This is a genomic window from Agarivorans sp. MS3-6, from assembly GCF_054112545.1.
In genome coordinates this window covers 3808813-3826537 of record NZ_CM134202.1, presented here as the reverse complement: position 1 = coordinate 3826537, position 17725 = coordinate 3808813, and the positions used below count along the sequence as shown (strand labels likewise).

The window sequence follows — 17725 nt, the reverse complement described above, 5'->3', positions numbered from 1 at the left end:
CTAAGTGCTAAGTGCTAAGTGCTAAGTGCTAAGTGCTAAGTGCTAACAGCAAAAGCCTGCGGTAAGCCTGAAACGAGGGCTTACCGCAGCTAAGCGGGCATAAACCTAAGCGCAAACTTAATCAAGCAACATGGTTTCGCCAATCGCCATGCTAACAAAGTCATCGTTTGAGGTTTGCTGCTTATTTAAGGCTTCTAAACGCTCGGCAGGCTCCATCACAGGTTCGGCAGTTAAGGGGTACGTTCCCCAGTGCATGCCTATCGACAGTTTTGAGCGCACATCTTGATGTATTTTCATCGCTTCAGAAACATTCACATGCTGGTCTTTCATGAAATCGCGAGGGGCATAGGCTCCAATCGGAATAAAAGAGAGATCAATGCCATCGGCCCATTGGCCAATCTCTTTAAAATCGTAGGGGTTATAACCGGTATCTCCTGCAAACCATAAGCGCTTGCCTTCTAGCTCTATCAACCAACTAGCCCAATGGGTTTTATTGCGGTCAAATAACCCCCGCGCAGACCAATGCTGGCTGGGCGTTGCCGTTATTTGAACATTCGCAAATTGCTCTGAATCCCACCAAGCAAGCTCACTGATATTACTGCTAGCTACCCCCATGCTTTCAAACCATGCCCCTAGGCCTTGAGGTACAAAATAATGGGTGGAATTACCTAGGTGCTTAATGGCCGCTTTATCTAAGTGGTCGTAGTGGTTATGTGAAATAACAACAAAATCGATGGTGGGTAGATCTTCGGGTTTAAAAGTAAAAGGGACTAAACGCTTCGGCCCGGCAAAACTAAAAGGAGAAACCTGCTCACTGAACACCGGGTCAGTTAAAAAGTTGACACCTTTGAGCTGTACCAAGAAGCTAGAATGACCTAACCACGTCACTTTGCCTACGTCATCATTATTGTTAATTAATTGGGTGTCGACGGCTTGGCGAGGCACTTGATAAGCTTGAGCGGCTTGATCTGCCCATTCTTGCTCACCAAAAAAGCGAACATAGAAAAACTTAAAAGGATTTTTTTCAATCGGTGCAATATGGTTATTTTGATACACTTTATCTGGCGAACTGCAGGCGGCAATAAAGCCCGCGCTGACAACCACTAACAATAAAACCAATAACTTCACTCACAGCATCCTTTGATATTGCTTAACACTAAATGCCACTCTAGGGTGAAAGGCCTAGTCATTGCAATAAAAAAGCGCTAGCCACAGGCTAACGCTTAGACTCCAATCTAACTAATGGTTTAATCTAGTTCATACTCTTGGCTTAAGCTCATCACGCTAACGCGGCCTTTCCCTTCCGCTTTTGCTCTGTATAAGGCACGGTCGGCCTGTTTCAGTAACCAGTCTTCATTTAAGTCAGCGTAAGCCACGCCACCGCAATCAGTAATACCGATAGAACAACTTAAATTGGGTAGGCTATCAACCAATTCAGGCTTGTCAGCCCAAGTAGCTAACTCAGCCTTAAAGTAGTTTTTGTTTTGTAAATTAACTAATAAGCGCTCTGCAGTGTTCTTGGCCTGGGCATGATTAGCGCTTGGAAATACCACCACAAACTCATCGCCGCCCCAGCGCGCAACAATATCACCAGCGCGCATAGTGTGAACCAACAAATTAGCAAATTCTACCAACACCTTATCGCCAACATCATGACCGAGTAGGTCGTTTACAATTTTAAAGTTATCCAAATCGATATAAGCCAGTGAACAATGATAAGTGCCATTTTTTTGTTCAAACTGCCCTAATTCTTGGTCTAAGCGCGCTAACAAAGCTTGGCGATTAAACAGGCCGGTTAACGAGTCTGTCGTCGACATTTTTAGTAGGTTTTCACGGTGTTTAAGCTGTTGTAATTGGCTACCTAACTGGCGGCCAATTAAACTAAGCGTATCTTGATCTTGGCGGTCAAAATAGCGATTACTATTAAAATTACACAGCGTTAACGCACCGTATAAATGCTCATCAACAAATATCGGTAAACAAGCCACCGAGTTATAGGTAGCACGCTTACCATCTTCACCTTTAGAGCAAAAATTGTTTTTTACCCAAATAGTATGGTTGTCTTTAATGTGTGCTAAATATTGTTGGGTTTGCTCATTAGCCAAAACCTTGCCGACATTGGCCCACTCTTCCCACCCTTCTGCGGTGAGGTGGTGAATCATGCCAACTTGCACAGTGAAGTTACCGCATACCAATTTAAGGCTTTCTATAGCCAAGTCCATGGTGCTTTCAAAGCGCTCAGGTAAAGACTGCATACGGCTAATTAGCTGCATCTCGCGCAAACGTTGTTGCACCTGCCGCAGTTGAGTATCTTGCTTGGCATTACGCACTAAATCCTGCAAATTTAGTTGCACAGGCGCTAACTGATACTTACCGATATCTTTGGCGTAAAAGGCTTTACGCTGGTCGATGGTCTGCTTTATACCACTGAAAATTTCAGTAAATCGCGGCAAAATCAATACTTCACACATGGCTAAGCTGTTATTTAATAGGTGCTCACAGTCTTGCCACTTACCTTGACGGCTATAAACTTCTAATAGCTCGGTATTGCATTGCGGCAACAAGCGGCTGTCCATATCTACCACTTCACCCAATAAGGCTGGCGCTTGTTCAAAAATTTGCTGCGCGTCTTGTAAGCGCCCATTTGCTGCATCCAACGTCCCTTGTAACAAGGCTTTTAAAAACTCACCAGTGCCCGAGGGCTTAAACGGTAGGCCATGCATTCGCTCTAAACACTGCTGCGCACGGGCTGGCTCACCGAGTTTAGAATGGCAAAAGCCCTTTAAACTAAATACATCGTACAAGTTACGAAATGGAAAGTGAGTCATTTGCCTAATTCGACATATTCTCACTAATTGTTCAAGCACATCACAGGCTTGCTGATAATCACGGGTACAAAAATACAACCAAGCAAAATTGTATAGCGTAACCACAATTTCAGAGTAATCACCGGTATGGCGGGCAATATTATAGGCGGCTAAATACTGCAGCTGTGCTTCAGGGTATTTTTCTAACAAGGTATTGAAATAGCCAGTGCCGTTGTACATTCTCACCCGCTCACTGGCTTCGCCTAATTCTTCACGAATGCGTGAGCTAACACCAAAGCAACGAAAGGTGCCGTGGTAACGGCTAATGTAGGAGTAAATAATACCTTTACTGTGATAGCTCGCTGCAATGCCTTGGCGATGGCCAATTCGACGCGCCAAAGCCACCGCTTCTTGGGTGAACGACAAAGCCACACTAGAATCTAACTGGTCGTAAAAACGTAAATAGGTGTAATAATTGCGTAAGGCGTACAGTCGTGAGCAATTCATTTCATAGAGTTGTAACTCTTTATCTAGATACTCAAACTCGTCTAATTGTAGTGGCGTTGATGATTTGTCGTGGGCGTAAAAATTAACAAACAAAGATTGGGCCAATAGGTGCCCATTAGACGCCTGCCCGGCTAACTCTAAGGCCGCTTCAGAGCATTGCATGGCTTCTTCAAAGCTTTGTTGCTGCACCAAAGTAACGCTGAGTAAGTTTAATAAATGTACTTTGTTATAAGTCGTGTTCAAGGACTCTTGAAACACTTGCAATAACTCCAGCTCAGAGACCGCAGCGTTGAGTTCGCCCTGATATAACAAAGCCTCAGACAGCGATAGCTGCAAGCTTGCCTTTACCGAAATATCTAAGTCACTACTTTCTAAGGTTAAACGTGCAGCGGCTTCGGCTTCAGGCCAAGCCATAAACGCCTTGTTTTCGGCCACTAAAGTCTGGGCGCTTTTTACACAATCTCGGTATTGCCAATCAACCATCAACGGGGCTTGGCTCGGCGGCACAGCATGTAACAAGGTGGTGTCGTCTAACCAGTCTAGAAAAGCTTCCCATGCCTCGTCATCTTGTCGGTTCGCTAAAGCATATTGGGTATCAACCGATATCATTGCCATTAGCGGGATATTAAGTTTACTGGTGACTAAAGATTTAAACAGCTTAATGGCCGATGCTGACGCAAAGTGCCAACCAGTAAGAACCACGACACAAGGATCTTTAAGTAATAGGCGTACTAAGCCAAGGACCGCCTTCTCTATAGATTGCTGCTCAAAATATAAGTCATCAACTAGCAACATCTCGCTACGCTGATAGCTGTCGCCCTTCAGCATTGAGCATATGTTTTTCTGCAGAGGAACATAATCTGTGACGTGTTGAGATAAGTCTTCAGCGGAGTAGTCAGACTCGGCAAAACGACTCGCTAATAGAGAAAACAACGCACCATAAGGTGAATAAGCACTCAGGTTGTTAAGCGAGATCATATAGAGAGGAACGGCGTGCTGATTGGCAAAATCTGAAGCGCACCGGGCTAAATTTTCAGCATCAGAACATTGGTAAAAGCTAAAACTCGCTTCACCGTGAAGCGCTCTTTGCCAATCGAGCATTAATCGTTTAGAAAAGCTATCTGCTTGGGGCATGGCTACAATCGCCCTCCTAGGCAAAATTTGTACGGCCATATGATAAAAGATTTGCCGAAAATTCTATGCCGAAATGGTCACATAAACTCATTGATATTGAATTATAAAAACAAAATTTGATAAGTTGGTCAATATTATTGTTCGACAAATACAAGCTTGTATATTATACGAACACACCGCCGTAATTAAATGGTAAAAATAATAAGAAGAATGACGTTTTATCACATCAACTTGGCGTAACATTACTACAGGATTTATTGCGAATACACTTCATGCCTTTAACAACAGAACAACAACACAAACTTTGCCAACTCAACCAAGCAACACAGCTTGAACACTGCCATTTAATCCAAACGCTATGGGGCGGTTATGGTGAGTTGTTACGCATTCATTTTAACCAGGCCATACACCCAAGCTTAATTGTAAAAAGTATTAGCTACCCTCGCGAGGCTGACCATCCACGCGGCTGGAATACGCCCTTATCTCATCAGCGTAAAGTGCATTCTTATCAGGTTGAATCGGCTTGGTATCAACACTATGCAAAACACTGCGATAAACGCTGCCCTGTTCCATCACTGATAGACCTAAACAGTAGCCCAGAAGCACAATGGTTAGTGCTAGAAGATTTGCATAACCAAGGCTTTACTCAAGTTAAACAACACGTCAGTTATCAACAGGCCTTGGTATGTATTGGTTGGCTGGCTAATTTTCATGGTCGTTTTTTACAAAGTAATGGCCAACATCTTTGGCCACAAGGTGGTTACTGGCACCTCGCCACTCGCCCTGATGAACATACCGCCATGGCAAATGAACCACTGAAACACGCCGCGAAGGCGATTGACCAAGCCCTGCATAATAGCCACTACCATTGCCTTATTCATGGTGATGCTAAGCTGGCAAATTTCTGCTTTAATGCGCCAGCCACCCGCGTTGCTGCGGTTGACTTTCAATATGTGGGTAAGGGTTGTGGCATGCAAGATCTGGCGTTGTTTATGGGCAGTTGTCTAAGCCAGCAACAGTGCTTTGACCAGCAGGATGAAATACTGGATATCTATTTCGCAGAGCTACAGCAGGCCATTAAGCACTACCAAACCAGCGCCTCACTAACAGGCTTCGATTTTGCGGTACTCGAGCAACAGTGGCGTGCTCGCTACCCCTTAGCCTGGGCCGATTTTCAGCGTTTTTTAAAAGGCTGGAGCCCTGGACATTGGAAGCTAAATGACTACAGCGAGCAACAAACTCAGCTAGCGTTACACTACTTGGCAGAGCAACGCCAATGAATAACCTACCCGTTATCTGCCCGTTCTCAACAGCAAGCATTAAGCACTTAAGCGCGCTTGCGATAAATGCAGCCCAACAAGCTGGTCACTACATTGCTCACTACCCGCGCGAGCAACTCAAGGTAAGCCATAAATCATCAAGCCTAAGCCTCAGCGCCCAAGTGGTTACCGAAGTAGATATTCACTGTGAAAAACTTATTCTGTCTCAGTTAAACAGCACCGTTGAGCAATACCAACTGGCGATATTGGCTGAAGAGAACACCCAACAAACTAGGCTAGACAATCACCCCAGGCTGACTCGCCAAGCTTTTTGGGCGATTGACCCATTAGATGGCACTTTACCCTTCATCGAAGGAAGCGAAGGCTATGCGGTATCTATCGGCCTGGTTAACCAACAGGGCCAGCCACTGATAGGCGTGGTGTATTTACCCTTTAGCGGTATTTTATACCACGCTTATTTTAACCCCGAACTCCACAATTATCAGAGCTTTAAACAACACCAAGGCGGTAAACTGCAACAACATGTTACACAGCAAGGCTTGATGACAGCGCCAGCAGATAACAAGCCTTCACAGCTGCTTTTTTACTGTGATAGAAGCAGCGTAAACCTCGATTATTTTAACTCCTTAAAAGCGCAACTCAGTGCACTTGCCACACAGCTAGCGTATGACAAATTCCAAGTCATCAGCGGTGCTGGCGCGGTAGTAAACGCTTGCTCGGTACTAGAAGATAGTGATGCCATTTACCTAAAATTAGCTAAACGCGCCGACGGGGGCGGCAGTATTTGGGACTTTGCCGCCACCGCCTGTATCGCCTTAGGGAGCCATGCATGGGTGAGTGATAGTTTTGGCCAAACGCTAGCACTAAATCGGCAGGGTAATAGCTTTATGAATCATCGTGGTGTGCTGTATGCCAGCAACTCGCAACTGGCTAAACACATCTTAAAGCTTGACCTAAATCGACAGTTTAGTGATGTGTAAGTCTACGCTCATCACCCGCTAAATAAGCAGGAGAGCCGCAGCAAACACTCGCGTAGATGATTAAAGGCTTAACAAATTTTAGACACATAAATCTATTGGGTGGTCACTGATGCAAAGGTGTTTCGAATCAAAGGATGTATCAAATAGTCAGAACTGCCGCTACTGAAGTGGACTAAAATTATTGATGATAAGGGACTGTCTCCGGTGCCGTGCGAAAAGCCGTTTAGTAAGAAACGAGTCTTCGAATTCAGGCCAAATCATATAGATGCCAGTTTCAGCAACATCATCGTTTTCCTAGGAGAAATCACAGCGTATTCCCTGGAATGGACGTTGAAAATACGAACCGTCATCCTTTCTTAGAAACTTATATCTAACTCGAAAATCCTCAGGCTGATTTCTTCGTGTCTGATAAGGTTTATGAATATCCATTTTGCCTATTGACGTCTTTCGGTTGCGGTGAGGTCACGAATCCGCAACCCGTGCTTGTTAACTGTGGGCAAAGCACTCTTTGTATATTGCCTCATTCCACTCACGACCAAAACCACTTGTTCCAACTAGTGCCTTAGAAAAGCTCTTAGGTTCATTTGCGACAATCATCGCTACTGCCTCTCCTAAGAACATTACAGCAACTGAATCTCCACTAGGTGCCCAATTGAGTTCAAACTGATCGCTAGAAGTTATACGTATGACCGAATTAGGGGACGCAAACTTATTTATAAGGGTTGGCGGTTTACCTGATTCGATTTCTGTGCGATCAAGCACTTCGTTTGGTTGTATTGAGGAGAAAACAAAAGCATCTCTTTCTATTCCTTTACTACTGCACAGATATAGCCAAGTGCTTTTATCTGACTGTTCAATCAAAGCAGTCTTTCCAGAAATCTCATGTGTAGTTTCAATTAGGATACTTTCCAATGCTTAATCCAGTAATAATGCAGTTAGACATAATGATCCCCAGGTGAAAGTGTCGACCTCCTGCGTTTACCGTGGGTTAGTCAAACTAAAGCCACACAGTTAGATGCAAAGTCATAACAGAACAGGAGATAAACATGTCTACATCTAGCACGTTTTTAATAGGACTAGATATTCACAAAGAGGCTACTGATGTCGCTTATTGTGTTGATAATTGGAGAGATGAGCCAGATTTTCATAGCACTATCCTCATCCATATTCGTTTTATCAACAAACTTATCAAAAAATACAAAGGCTTGGCTAGTCATCTTTGTGTGGTTTATGACGCTGGGCTTTTTACATTGAGCTGCTGTTGCTGCAATACTTATCGCGCTCCAAGCCGACAACAATAACAATATCGCTACTCAGCTATGCCTTTGTAGCCAACACCCATGCACTGCACAGACCTTAGCCGAACGAGCTAGCCGAAAGGCGAACAGTATAAGGATAATGACAGGGCTTACCATGAGGATGAAAACACACACACAATAACAACTTAGCACTACGCCAGACGGGTAAGGGCTTAACGCCATTCACCCCGTCTTAGCCAAACTCGCCTTGCGAAAACTAACAAGGCCTTGGCCCCGCCAACATCAACACCGTTATTTACTATAGAAGGGAGCATAGGGCTTGTTCAACACCCGAATAAGGTGCCGGCTGCGCGACACCTATTTTTATTTGTTAGGTCTTTATTTAAGTTCAAGTTGATTCATAAACTCACTTATTTGTGAATCGACATTTACAGTTTCAGGGTACGTAATTCGATATTTATATAGTGACTCACCAACTTGAAACAGATACAAGGAAGAGCGTAAATCCATAAACTCGCCAGCAAACCGTTCAGAATATTTAAACTCAGCAACCATACCTGGAGGCTGTAAGTTGTCTTGTGACAAGTCAAATGGACCTTCAGACGTTAATTCAGCATTACTTTTGTTCTTTAGGATATAGTTTTTTGTGCCATTAAACCTGTTCATAAACAGTTGAAATCTCATACCCTCGACAACGTCATCTGGTGAACCAATTGAAATAAAGTCTGGTGCAGGGTAGCTATAAACAGTTAGTGCGACAGGTGTTGTATCTGAAAAGTAATTGTAAGCAACACCAATATCAGTTCCAGTTTTATTATATTGAGTTACAGAAACAAGTTTAAAGCCAGCCAGAATTTCAGGGTACTCCGTGGAAGTAACACTATGAACATAAGTTCCTTTTGTCTCGATAGTTTGAGGCCTAAAACTTGAGTCTTGAGTATTTGCGCAACTGATTAGCAAAAAGCTTGTTAAAACTATTATAAATTTATACATGTACATCCTTGTTGGTAACAGTGAGACCTAACGCCACAATTTGCTGAAGACTAACAATGGGCGGATTTTGGCCCAGCATTTGGCGTTCTGCAACATTGAGTTGTTAAATGTTTTGGTCAACATATTTCACCACAATTTGGACAAACACCGGAACTTTTTGGATAAAAATATGACTCGCCCCCCTTAGGACACAGAACGGGTTCGCCCATAGGCTTATAAGGCTCAAAACCCATTCTCAAATGATAAATTGCATGTGCCTCTTCGGGAGTACACGCTGTGAACTTGTGTAATAACTTTGCATCCCTACCGAGCAGTTCTTTATCCTGTTACCACTTGATTCCTTCAACTGTAGATAGTGTCACTGACTCTGAATCAACCCAAACGTCATATTCCTTCATACTTTCGGATTCCTGTGACATTTAACGCCTCAAGCATCGCTGGCGTTCTGCTGCCTTGACTTGTTAGCCCTTTCGAACAGTGATTTTCGACATAGCCAAAACACTATAGCTCCTAGTGGGACTGAAGCAGACAAAACCCACGGTGCTGCTAGGCCGCTAGCTATTGCAGATGCACCGAACAACTGAACACTTACTAATTGAAAAGCATACGCGCCATTTGTCCAATGAACCTCTATTGCGCCAAACCCTAGTAGAATAAAGATAACCCATAACCACTTTTTTCGTTCAATAGGCGTACGCATACATACAATTAGAGTGAATAAAATAAAGAGCGGTACTAAAACAGCTGCACACAGCACAAAATACTGCATTCCTGACTTTGAAGACAAACCAAAAGCGTTGAGCTCTTTTTGAGATGTTTCAGTTTGGTATACGTTTAGGCCTATAACTTGATAACCGCTATCAGTTTTCTTCAGTGCAGTATTGGCGAGATTCCAACCGCTCTCGAACTTATATTCGAATGTGAAGTTACCTTGCCATTGCCCCTTAAACACATTGACCTGCGAACCAATTATTTTTACTGACAATGGTTCACCTTGCCTGAAATATCCCGCTATTTCCTCTAGTAGCTCATCGGTAACTTGAGCTTCTAGTTCTGGACTCAAGATGCTTTTGACGTACGTAAAGTCTCTACCTCGTAACTTCGATAAGTAATCTTCAGCAAAGCTGGACTCTTCTTTTGGGATAAACCTTTCACTCAATTCCTCTTGGCTGCAAGAAGAAAGGAAAAGCGTAAGGACTATCGAAATGATTACTATGTTTAGATTGTGCATGGTTTCCTTCTGAGGGCTAACGCCGTAAGCACGGGCAATGGCCAGCGGCTCCGCCGCGTCGTGGCACCAGTCCCCGCGAGGAGTACTTGATTAATTTGTTTGTTAGAGCTCAACAAGCTGAGATTCGCCTTCGAACTCTGATGTAAGGCTATTGGCAAATTCAATTGCATCTTCGACGGACTCGCCCTCATGGCACGATGTAAGAATGTAGCGACGTTCATCAGAACCGTCACCAACAACCAATTCGTCAATGATGTCTTCGACTAGTGAACAATCCTTACCAACAACACCGACAAAGGAGACACCACGTGCTATGAAGTCTTCCACCATGCCACCCAGCTCTTGCTTGTAGCCATTTGGGCAGTGCAGCACGATTTTCTTTTTGTATTGCATAGGGTTAATTGAGCTCTAACGCCCGCAGCTGCGGATGACTTGGAGCGCAGCGGAAAGGTGTTCCGACAGCCTGCGCTTGTTACATGTTTTTGGTTTCATAGATCCCATAGCGAGTTAAATCCATTTTCCTTGATGCTTTTCAGAGTATTATTGTCTACATGATGGTGCGGAATAAGACCCATATAGTTTTTCCCTGGCATTTTGGGCATGAAATCCTCACTTGCGCGATATAAGTTCGTATAACACCATTCTTCGTCACGTTTATGCATTTCTTGCGTAAAGTCTGCCATTAGCTCCTTTGCGCTTTCCTCTGAATGATATGAAAACCCCTCGTGGTCCTCCGAGATATAAAGAGGGTAACTCAGTGGGACGTCTTCAAATTTAAGTTTCGAAAGTTCCCCCTCAGAAATCTTCTGTCGGAAGTCATTCGCATGAGACTCCACCGCAAAGATACCTGCGACAAACTCTCTAAAGTCTTTTGAAATGATGATGTACATTCTTAGTCCATGTAACGCCCGCGTAAGAGGCAGCAAAATTTAGCGGTGGTTTGTTAAACTTGGGCGGAGCACCAAACTAACCGCCGCGTAGTTTTGATGTCCCAGCCCCCGCTTTTCAGGGGGCGACTTGATGTGATTGTTATATGGCTCTGACTATACGCACAAGCCAAACGACACATGCAACGAACAAAAACACCTGAGCAAAACTTACTCCACCGAGCAACAACCAGTAACTCCAGTTGATTACACCCTCACAGTGGATTTCACACTGAGAGTTGTGTTGCCACGAAATATACATGACGACAAATGCCGCAATAAAACCAAGAGTGCACCCAACAATCACCCAAGCTTTCTTTAACATTGGTGATATTCCTTGAATTTATGGCTTTTCTCATAGTCACACTCGCACTTGTCATAGTTAAAACTGCCACCTTGATCCAAACAACGATCATTTTTTAACTCTGTACACGAGCAAGTCATTACCGAAATCATTAGTAGCACTGTGACTTTCATTGACTCTCCTGAGCCATATAACGCTAAGTAGGAAGCACGTGCTTCCTATCCCATTCAATGAGCACGCTTCCTATCATAGAAAGTGTGACCTAGCGCAAAGTCGCCAGTCTGGCGATGCTCTCTCTTTAACTTATTGTCTACTTTGAGGTTTTCTTTTAATTTTATCAATAGTCAGTGTTCAAATTTTGTAGACCTTTTTGACACAAGTAGCTTGAGAAATGTTGGGTCTGTAGATAATCACAGTGAAAAAGTGTGCAGCCCTAAACGTTCAGTTTTCCGCATGTATGGCAGAAGCACTGAGTAAAACGATTAGCTTTGCTAAGGGTGATGGCGGGTGTTTAAGCTGTTATTAAACTACATGCCAAGCAAACAATGGGACAAAATGTGTTTGAGCAGAGAAGCCAGTGCTGCTTAGCTCTGCGCCGTACATTTACATTTTTGAAAAAAAAGCCAGACGATTGTCTGGCTTGTTAGTGGGCAAAAAACTCTTACACCGAAGTGTGTATACAACTTACCGCGTGCTCGTCTGAACCTTCTAGCTGCGGTTTCACATTGGCACATTGCTCGGTAGCCATTGGACAGCGGGTGCGAAATACACAGCCCGACGGCGGGCTAATTGGCGAGGGTAAATCACCTTCTAGCAGCTGAATGGTTTTATTGCGTTCTAGATCGGGGTCTGGCACCGGTACAGCAGACATCAGCGCTTTGGTGTAGGGGTGAGTCGGGTTTTCGAATAACGCCTTCGAGGTCGCCAACTCAACCGAATTACCTAAGTACATCACCAATACACGATCAGAAATGTGCTTAACTACCGATAAGTCATGGGCAATAAAAATAAGGCTTAGCCCCATTTCTGCTTGTAGCTCTTTAAGCAAGTTAACCACTTGTGCCTGAATAGATACATCTAAAGCCGATACTGGCTCATCACAAATGATCATTTTTGGCTTAAGTATTAACGCGCGAGCAATACCAATACGCTGACACTGGCCACCAGAGAACTCGTGCGGGTAACGGTTGATAACGTTAGGCAGCAAACCTACCTTGGTCATCATTTCTTTTACCTGCTGCTTTACCTCGGCTTTACTCAGCTTGGGGTAAAAGGTTTCTAGCGGCTCGGCAATAATATCGCCAATGGTCATACGTGGGTTAAGTGAGGCCAAAGGATCTTGAAAGATCATCTGGATTTGTTTGCGCTTCTCACGTAACTCTTTGTGTGGCAGCTTGGTTAGGTCTTGGCCTAGCCATACTACTTTACCGGCTTCAGCTGGCACTAAGCCAATGACTGCACGAGCAAAGGTAGATTTACCACAACCAGACTCACCCACTACGCCCAAGGTTTCTCCTTGGTATAGCTTTAGCGAGACACCGTCAACCGCCTTTAGCGTGGCTGCGGGTGTCCATGGTAAAGACTTGGCGTTTTTAATTTTGAAGTAAACTTTTAGGTCTACCACGTCAAGTAATAATGGTTTGTCATTCATATTATTGACCTCCCGGTAAATGGAAGTCGTCATGACAGGCGCGTTGTCGATCACTACCAAAGGTGCTAAGCGCCGGGCTTTGTTGGCGACAAATATCACTCACTCTGTGGCAACGTTCTTGGAACGGACAGCCCTGTGGCAATTTTAACAAGTTAGGCGGGTTGCCCGGAATGGTGGGCAATATTGCGCCTTCCGTATCTAAGCGAGGGATCGCTTTTAACAAACCTTCGGTATAAGGATGGCTTGGCTTATAAAATACATCGCGCGCGGTGCCATATTCCATGGTACGGCCTGCGTACATAACTAACACCTTGTCACAAATACCCGCGACAACACCTAAGTCATGGGTAATCATAATAATGGCGGTATTAAATTCGCTTTTTAGCTCGTTTAATAAGGTCATGATTTGTGCTTGTACTGTAACGTCTAATGCCGTTGTTGGTTCGTCGGCGATGAGCAATTGCGGGCGGCACAATAAGGCCATAGCAATCATTACCCGTTGGCGCATACCACCAGAAAACTCATGCGGGTACATAGCCATACGCTTTTCGGCTTCGGGCATTTTTACCGCATCTAACATGCGTACTGCTTCAACATGGGCTTCACGGTTAGTCATGCCTTTATGCAAACGCAATACTTCTTTAAGCTGCTCACCCACTTTCATATAGGGATTAAGCGAAGTCATTGGGTCTTGGAAAATCATCGAGATTTTCTCAGCACGAATCGTATTTAGCGCTTTTTCTGGCAAGTTAAGCACTTGCTGACCGTTAAACAAGGCTTCGCCAGTAATGGTACCGTTTTTTGCCAGCAGCCCCATTAAAGCAAAAGCGGTTTGGCTTTTACCCGAACCTGACTCGCCTACAATGCCTAAGGTTTGGCCTGCGTTCAGTGAAAAGGTTAAATCATTCACTGCAGTTACACTGCCTTCAGGAGTAGAAAACTCTACCCGAAGGTCTTTAACGTCTAATAAACTCATTGTTGTACCCTTGCCCTACCGATCTTTCGGATCTAAGGCATCACGTAAACCGTCGCCTACATAGTTAAAACTAAATAGTGTTACCACCATAAATGCTGCTGGGTATAGTAACTGCCAAATAGCAATTTCCATGGTTTGAGAACCGTCTTGCAGCAATGCGCCCCAAGATGTCATTGGCTCTTGCACCCCTAAGCCCAAAAAGCTTAAAAACGATTCGGTAAGAATCATTTGTGGCACTAATAAAGTGGCGTAAACCGCAACAATGCCCAATACATTAGGGACAATGTGGCGAGTGATGATTTTCCATTTTGACACACCGCACACTTCGGCAGCTTCAATAAACTCTTTGTTCTTCAGGCTAAGTGTTTGACCGCGTACAATACGTGCCATGTCTAACCAAGACACCGCACCAATGGCCACAAACACTAAGAAGATATTGCGCCCAAAAAAGGTCACTAACAAAATCACGAAAAACATGAAAGGAATGCCGTAAAGGATTTCCAGCAAGCGCATCATTACGCGGTCAACGGTTCCACCCAAAAAGCCTGACGTTGCACCATATAGCGTACCAATAAGTACGGCTACAAATGCCCCCATCACACCAACTAGCAATGATATTTGCCCCCCTAATAAGGTACGTACAAACATATCACGGCCCAGTGAATCAGTACCAAAGTAGTGGCCAGTTTCAATAGACGGTCCTTGGTGCATGGCACCCCAATCGGTATCGTCATAGGCAAATTCACTTAGGTAAGAGCCAAACACAACCAATAAGGTAATGAAGACCAGTATGCCTAAGCTCACCATGGCAGCACGGTTACGCATAAAACGCATGCGAGCATCTTGCCACAAGCTGCGGCCTTCAATTTCTAACTTATCAGCAAACTCGCTAAGCGCTTCGCTGTTCTGTTGATTATTTAACATGGCAGCCTCCTAGTAGCGAATTTTCGGGTCGATGAAGGCATAAAGTATGTCTACAATCGCGTTGAAAATGATGGTGAATGAACCAATAAGAATGGTTAAGCCCAACACTAATGAATAATCTCGGTTAAGTGCGCCATTCACAAACAACTTACCAAAGCCCGGTAAACCAAAAATGGTTTCAATCACTACCGAACCAGTAATAATGCCCACAAATGCCGGCCCCATATAAGACACAACAGGCAACAGCGCAGGGCGCAGCGCGTGGCGAGTAACAATGTAGCCATAAGGCAACCCTTTGGCTTTGGCCGTTCGAATAAAATTAGAACTTAATACTTCAATCATGCTGCCGCGCATAATCCGCGCAAAAGACGCGACATAAAGTAGTGACATACCTAGCATCGGCAAAATGATGTATTGCCACTGGCCTCCATTCCAACCACCGGCGGGCAGCCATTGCAACTTAATGGCGAAGATATACACCAGCGTGGGGGCTAATACAAAGGAAGGCATCACCACCCCGGCCATTGCCGTGGACATAATGGTAAAGTCCATCCATGTATTTTGTTTTAGGGCCGCTAAGGTACCTACCGATACCCCCATTAATACCGTGAAGATAAAGGCAATTGAGCCAATTTTAGCTGACACCGGCAAAGCCTGAGCGACCAGTTCATTCACGGTGTAGTCTTTATATTTAAATGACGGGCCTAGATCGCCTTGCGCCAAATTGCCTAAGTAAGTGAAATACTGTTCTAATACCGGCTTATCTAAACCGTATTTAGCTTCAATATTGGCCAGCACTTCAGGCGGTAGTGAGCGTTCACCTGAGAAAGGACTTCCTGGGGCAAAACGCATCATAAAAAAGGTGATAGTAATCAATACCAACAAGGTTGGAATTGCTTCTAGCATTCGTTTTAAGATGAACTTAATCATACTATTTTCCAGCTTCTCTTGGTTGCCGTTACTTAAGTAAGCTTAGTAACAACAAAATAAGGCACCTCGATTAAAAGGTGCCTTATTTAACAAACATCAATTACTTAGCAATGATGTATAGGTCTTTGGTGTAAATTTTGTCTTCAGCGTTGTTCATTGGGTAGCCACCAACGGTAGGCTTAACCAAACGCGCATTTACATAGTGATAGATAGGTGCCAAAGGCATATCTTGTGCAAGCTGCGCTTCAGCTTGACGGTAGTTGTCACCACGAACTGCATCATCAACCGCCGCCATAGCGCCATTCATAAAGCCATCATAAGCAGGGCTATTGTAGAATTGGTCGTTATTACCGTTATTGCTTTGCATCAGTGACAAGAAGGTTGACGCTTCGTTGTAATCACCACACCAGCCAGCACGTGTTACGTCGTAGTTGCCGTTGCGACGGTTATCGAGGAAGGTTTTCCACTCTTGGTTTTCTAGGTTAACTTTAACACCCAGCGTTTTCTTCCACATTGAAGAAACCGCAATAGCGATTTTCTTATGGTTTTCACTGGTGTTGTACAACAAGGTAAACTCAAGAGGTTTGTCTTTGCCATAACCCAGTTCAGCTAACAGCTCTACCGCTTTAGCATTACGCTCTTTTTGTGTCCAAGTTGCGTAATCTGGCGTATCAACTTGTAGGCCAGCTACTTTTTGATGCGCGAAGTTATAAGCCGGTAGTTCACCTTTACCTACGATAAACTTAGCTACCGCATCGCGATCGATGGCATAAGAAAGGGCTTTACGCACACGCACATCATCAAATGGTGCTTTCTTGTTATTAAAGCCGTAGTAGTAAGAACATAAGTAAGGGGTTACTTTCAACGAGTCTGGCTGCTCTTTTTGCATACGCTTAAAGTGCTCGTTAGCCATTTCATAAGTCATGTCGATTTCACCGGCTAAGAAGCGGTTCATATCGGTAACTTGGTTTTCAATCGGTAAGTAGGTCACTTTATTGATAACGGTATTCTCGTTATCCCAGTAGTTTTCGTTACGCGTCATTACGATCTTTTCGTTCACTACCCACTCGGCCACTTTATAAGCACCGTTACCCACGAAGTTAGCGGGTAGTGTCCATTTGTCGCCAAATTTTTCTACCGTTGCGCGGTGAACCGGCTTCAAGGTCGTGTGAGAGGTCATTGCTACAAAGTATGGCAACGCTTGCTCAAGTTTAATTTCTAGGGTGTAGTCATCTAAAGCTGTAACCGCTAACTCGGAGGCATCTTTTTTACCATCGATGATGTCTGCTGCGTTTACCATGGTCGTCATTTCTAGATACCACGAGTAAGGCGCTGCCGTTTTTGGGTCAACGGCACGTTTGAAACTATATTCAAAATCGTGAGCGGTCAATTTATCGCCGTTTGACCAACGCGCATCTTTACGTAGGTGAAAAACGAAAGTTTTGTTGTCTTCAGTTTCCCATGATTCTGCTATGCCTGGAACTAGGTTGCCATCGCCATCTTGGTTTACTAGGCCTTCTAATAACTCACGAATCACGTTAGATTCTGGTACACCTTCAGTTTTGTGAGGGTCCAGAGAGGCAGGCTCTGTGCCGTTACCGCGAACCAATTCTTGAACTGGCGCAAGTTTAGTACCCGCCGGAACATCAGCAGCAAGGGTAGCTGTAGCAAAAGAACCTAAAATTACAGCGCTAACTACGCTACTAATGAGGGTTTGAGCAGTTTTCATTTTCATCTCCATATTGACACATCGAACCAATGCTTAGCCCGCTTGTGAAATTTCCATTCACTTTACATGAATATTAAATCAGTACAATATTCTA

General features: G+C 44.2%; 15 protein-coding genes. 3 read left to right on the top strand and 12 right to left on the bottom strand.

Annotation, left to right across the window (positions count from 1 at the left end; genetic code table 11):
* Window positions 1-117: 117 nt before the first annotated feature.
* Both ACVFI8_RS17675 and ACVFI8_RS17670 read right to left on the bottom strand, forming a co-directional pair.
* On the bottom strand, window positions 118-1128 hold the full coding sequence (locus tag ACVFI8_RS17675; RefSeq protein ID WP_457872123.1) for an MBL fold metallo-hydrolase: 1011 nt from the start codon (window positions 1126-1128) through the stop codon (window positions 118-120).
* Between the two features lie 119 nt (window positions 1129-1247).
* Entirely contained in the window at window positions 1248-4448 is a 3201-nt protein-coding gene (locus ACVFI8_RS17670) for a diguanylate cyclase (protein WP_457872122.1), read from the bottom strand.
* Window positions 4449-4720: 272 nt separating this feature from the next.
* On the opposite strand from ACVFI8_RS17670, the gene ACVFI8_RS17665 reads away from it, so the two are divergent.
* Both ACVFI8_RS17665 and ACVFI8_RS17660 read left to right on the top strand, forming a co-directional pair.
* The gene (locus ACVFI8_RS17665; RefSeq protein WP_248712276.1) at window positions 4721-5728 is read left to right on the top strand and encodes an ecdysteroid 22-kinase family protein; all 1008 of its coding nucleotides are present in this window, start codon (window positions 4721-4723) and stop codon (window positions 5726-5728) included.
* On the top strand, window positions 5725-6708 hold the full coding sequence (locus tag ACVFI8_RS17660; protein WP_457872120.1) for a 3'(2'),5'-bisphosphate nucleotidase CysQ family protein: 984 nt from the start codon (window positions 5725-5727) through the stop codon (window positions 6706-6708). The genes ACVFI8_RS17665 and ACVFI8_RS17660 overlap by 4 nt, the downstream gene beginning before the upstream one ends.
* A 486-nt stretch (window positions 6709-7194) precedes the next feature.
* On the opposite strand, the gene ACVFI8_RS17655 is transcribed toward ACVFI8_RS17660, so the two are convergent.
* A complete protein-coding gene (locus tag ACVFI8_RS17655) occupies window positions 7195-7620 on the bottom strand; it encodes a hypothetical protein (RefSeq protein ID WP_248712281.1) in 426 nt (141 codons plus the stop codon).
* A 134-nt stretch (window positions 7621-7754) separates the two neighbouring features.
* On the opposite strand from ACVFI8_RS17655, the gene ACVFI8_RS17650 reads away from it, so the two are divergent.
* On the top strand, window positions 7755-8009 hold the full coding sequence (locus tag ACVFI8_RS17650; RefSeq protein WP_457872118.1) for a hypothetical protein: 255 nt from the start codon (window positions 7755-7757) through the stop codon (window positions 8007-8009).
* Between the two features lie 336 nt (window positions 8010-8345).
* Here ACVFI8_RS17650 and ACVFI8_RS17645 read toward each other — a convergent pair whose 3' ends face one another.
* The 9 genes from ACVFI8_RS17645 to ACVFI8_RS17605 all read right to left on the bottom strand — a co-directional run bounded on the left by ACVFI8_RS17645 (window position 8346) and on the right by ACVFI8_RS17605 (window position 17631).
* A complete protein-coding gene (locus ACVFI8_RS17645) occupies window positions 8346-8960 on the bottom strand; it encodes a hypothetical protein (protein WP_457872117.1) in 615 nt (204 codons plus the stop codon).
* Window positions 8961-9387: 427 nt separating this feature from the next.
* Complete coding sequence (locus ACVFI8_RS17640; protein WP_457872116.1) at window positions 9388-10191, bottom strand: hypothetical protein; 804 nt, start codon at window positions 10189-10191, stop codon at window positions 9388-9390.
* Window positions 10192-10293: 102 nt separating this feature from the next.
* On the bottom strand, window positions 10294-10584 hold the full coding sequence (locus ACVFI8_RS17635; protein ID WP_457872115.1) for a hypothetical protein: 291 nt from the start codon (window positions 10582-10584) through the stop codon (window positions 10294-10296).
* A 95-nt stretch (window positions 10585-10679) separates the two neighbouring features.
* Window positions 10680-11081, bottom strand: coding sequence for a hypothetical protein (locus ACVFI8_RS17630; RefSeq protein ID WP_457872114.1), 402 nt, complete (start codon window positions 11079-11081; stop codon window positions 10680-10682).
* 1001 nt (window positions 11082-12082) lie between these two features.
* Window positions 12083-13072 carry a murein tripeptide/oligopeptide ABC transporter ATP binding protein OppF gene (gene oppF / locus ACVFI8_RS17625; RefSeq protein ID WP_305883131.1) on the bottom strand — a complete coding sequence of 330 codons (990 nt, stop codon included), beginning with the start codon at window positions 13070-13072 and terminating at the stop codon, window positions 12083-12085.
* 1 nt (window position 13073) lies between these two features.
* Entirely contained in the window at window positions 13074-14048 is a 975-nt protein-coding gene (gene oppD, locus ACVFI8_RS17620) for an oligopeptide ABC transporter ATP-binding protein OppD (protein ID WP_248712287.1), read from the bottom strand.
* Between the two features lie 15 nt (window positions 14049-14063).
* Entirely contained in the window at window positions 14064-14972 is a 909-nt protein-coding gene (gene oppC / locus ACVFI8_RS17615) for an oligopeptide ABC transporter permease OppC (protein ID WP_248712288.1), read from the bottom strand.
* Window positions 14973-14981: 9 nt separating this feature from the next.
* Window positions 14982-15902: an oligopeptide ABC transporter permease OppB gene (oppB, locus tag ACVFI8_RS17610; RefSeq protein WP_248712289.1), complete on the bottom strand. Its 921-nt coding sequence runs from the start codon at window positions 15900-15902 to the stop codon at window positions 14982-14984.
* Between the two features lie 100 nt (window positions 15903-16002).
* Window positions 16003-17631, bottom strand: coding sequence for an ABC transporter substrate-binding protein (locus ACVFI8_RS17605; RefSeq protein ID WP_457872113.1), 1629 nt, complete (start codon window positions 17629-17631; stop codon window positions 16003-16005).
* Window positions 17632-17725: the final 94 nt, after the last annotated feature.

Bases quoted from the DNA above. Each gene is read 5' to 3' on its own strand.
- ACVFI8_RS17670 (WP_457872122.1), bottom strand. From the start codon at position 4,448: ATGCCCCAAGCAGATAGCTTTTCTAAACGATTAATGCTCGATTGGCAA.
- ACVFI8_RS17665 (WP_248712276.1), top strand. From the start codon at position 4,721: ATGCCTTTAACAACAGAACAACAACACAAACTTTGCCAACTCAACCAA.
- ACVFI8_RS17660 (WP_457872120.1), top strand. From the start codon at position 5,725: ATGAATAACCTACCCGTTATCTGCCCGTTCTCAACAGCAAGCATTAAG.
- ACVFI8_RS17650 (WP_457872118.1), top strand. From the start codon at position 7,755: ATGTCTACATCTAGCACGTTTTTAATAGGACTAGATATTCACAAAGAG.
- ACVFI8_RS17645 (WP_457872117.1), bottom strand. From the start codon at position 8,960: ATGTATAAATTTATAATAGTTTTAACAAGCTTTTTGCTAATCAGTTGC.
- ACVFI8_RS17640 (WP_457872116.1), bottom strand. From the start codon at position 10,191: ATGCACAATCTAAACATAGTAATCATTTCGATAGTCCTTACGCTTTTC.
- ACVFI8_RS17635 (WP_457872115.1), bottom strand. From the start codon at position 10,584: ATGCAATACAAAAAGAAAATCGTGCTGCACTGCCCAAATGGCTACAAG.
- ACVFI8_RS17630 (WP_457872114.1), bottom strand. From the start codon at position 11,081: ATGTACATCATCATTTCAAAAGACTTTAGAGAGTTTGTCGCAGGTATC.
- oppF (WP_305883131.1), bottom strand. From the start codon at position 13,072: ATGAATGACAAACCATTATTACTTGACGTGGTAGACCTAAAAGTTTAC.
- oppD (WP_248712287.1), bottom strand. From the start codon at position 14,048: ATGAGTTTATTAGACGTTAAAGACCTTCGGGTAGAGTTTTCTACTCCT.
- oppC (WP_248712288.1), bottom strand. From the start codon at position 14,972: ATGTTAAATAATCAACAGAACAGCGAAGCGCTTAGCGAGTTTGCTGAT.
- oppB (WP_248712289.1), bottom strand. From the start codon at position 15,902: ATGATTAAGTTCATCTTAAAACGAATGCTAGAAGCAATTCCAACCTTG.
- ACVFI8_RS17605 (WP_457872113.1), bottom strand. From the start codon at position 17,631: ATGAAAACTGCTCAAACCCTCATTAGTAGCGTAGTTAGCGCTGTAATT.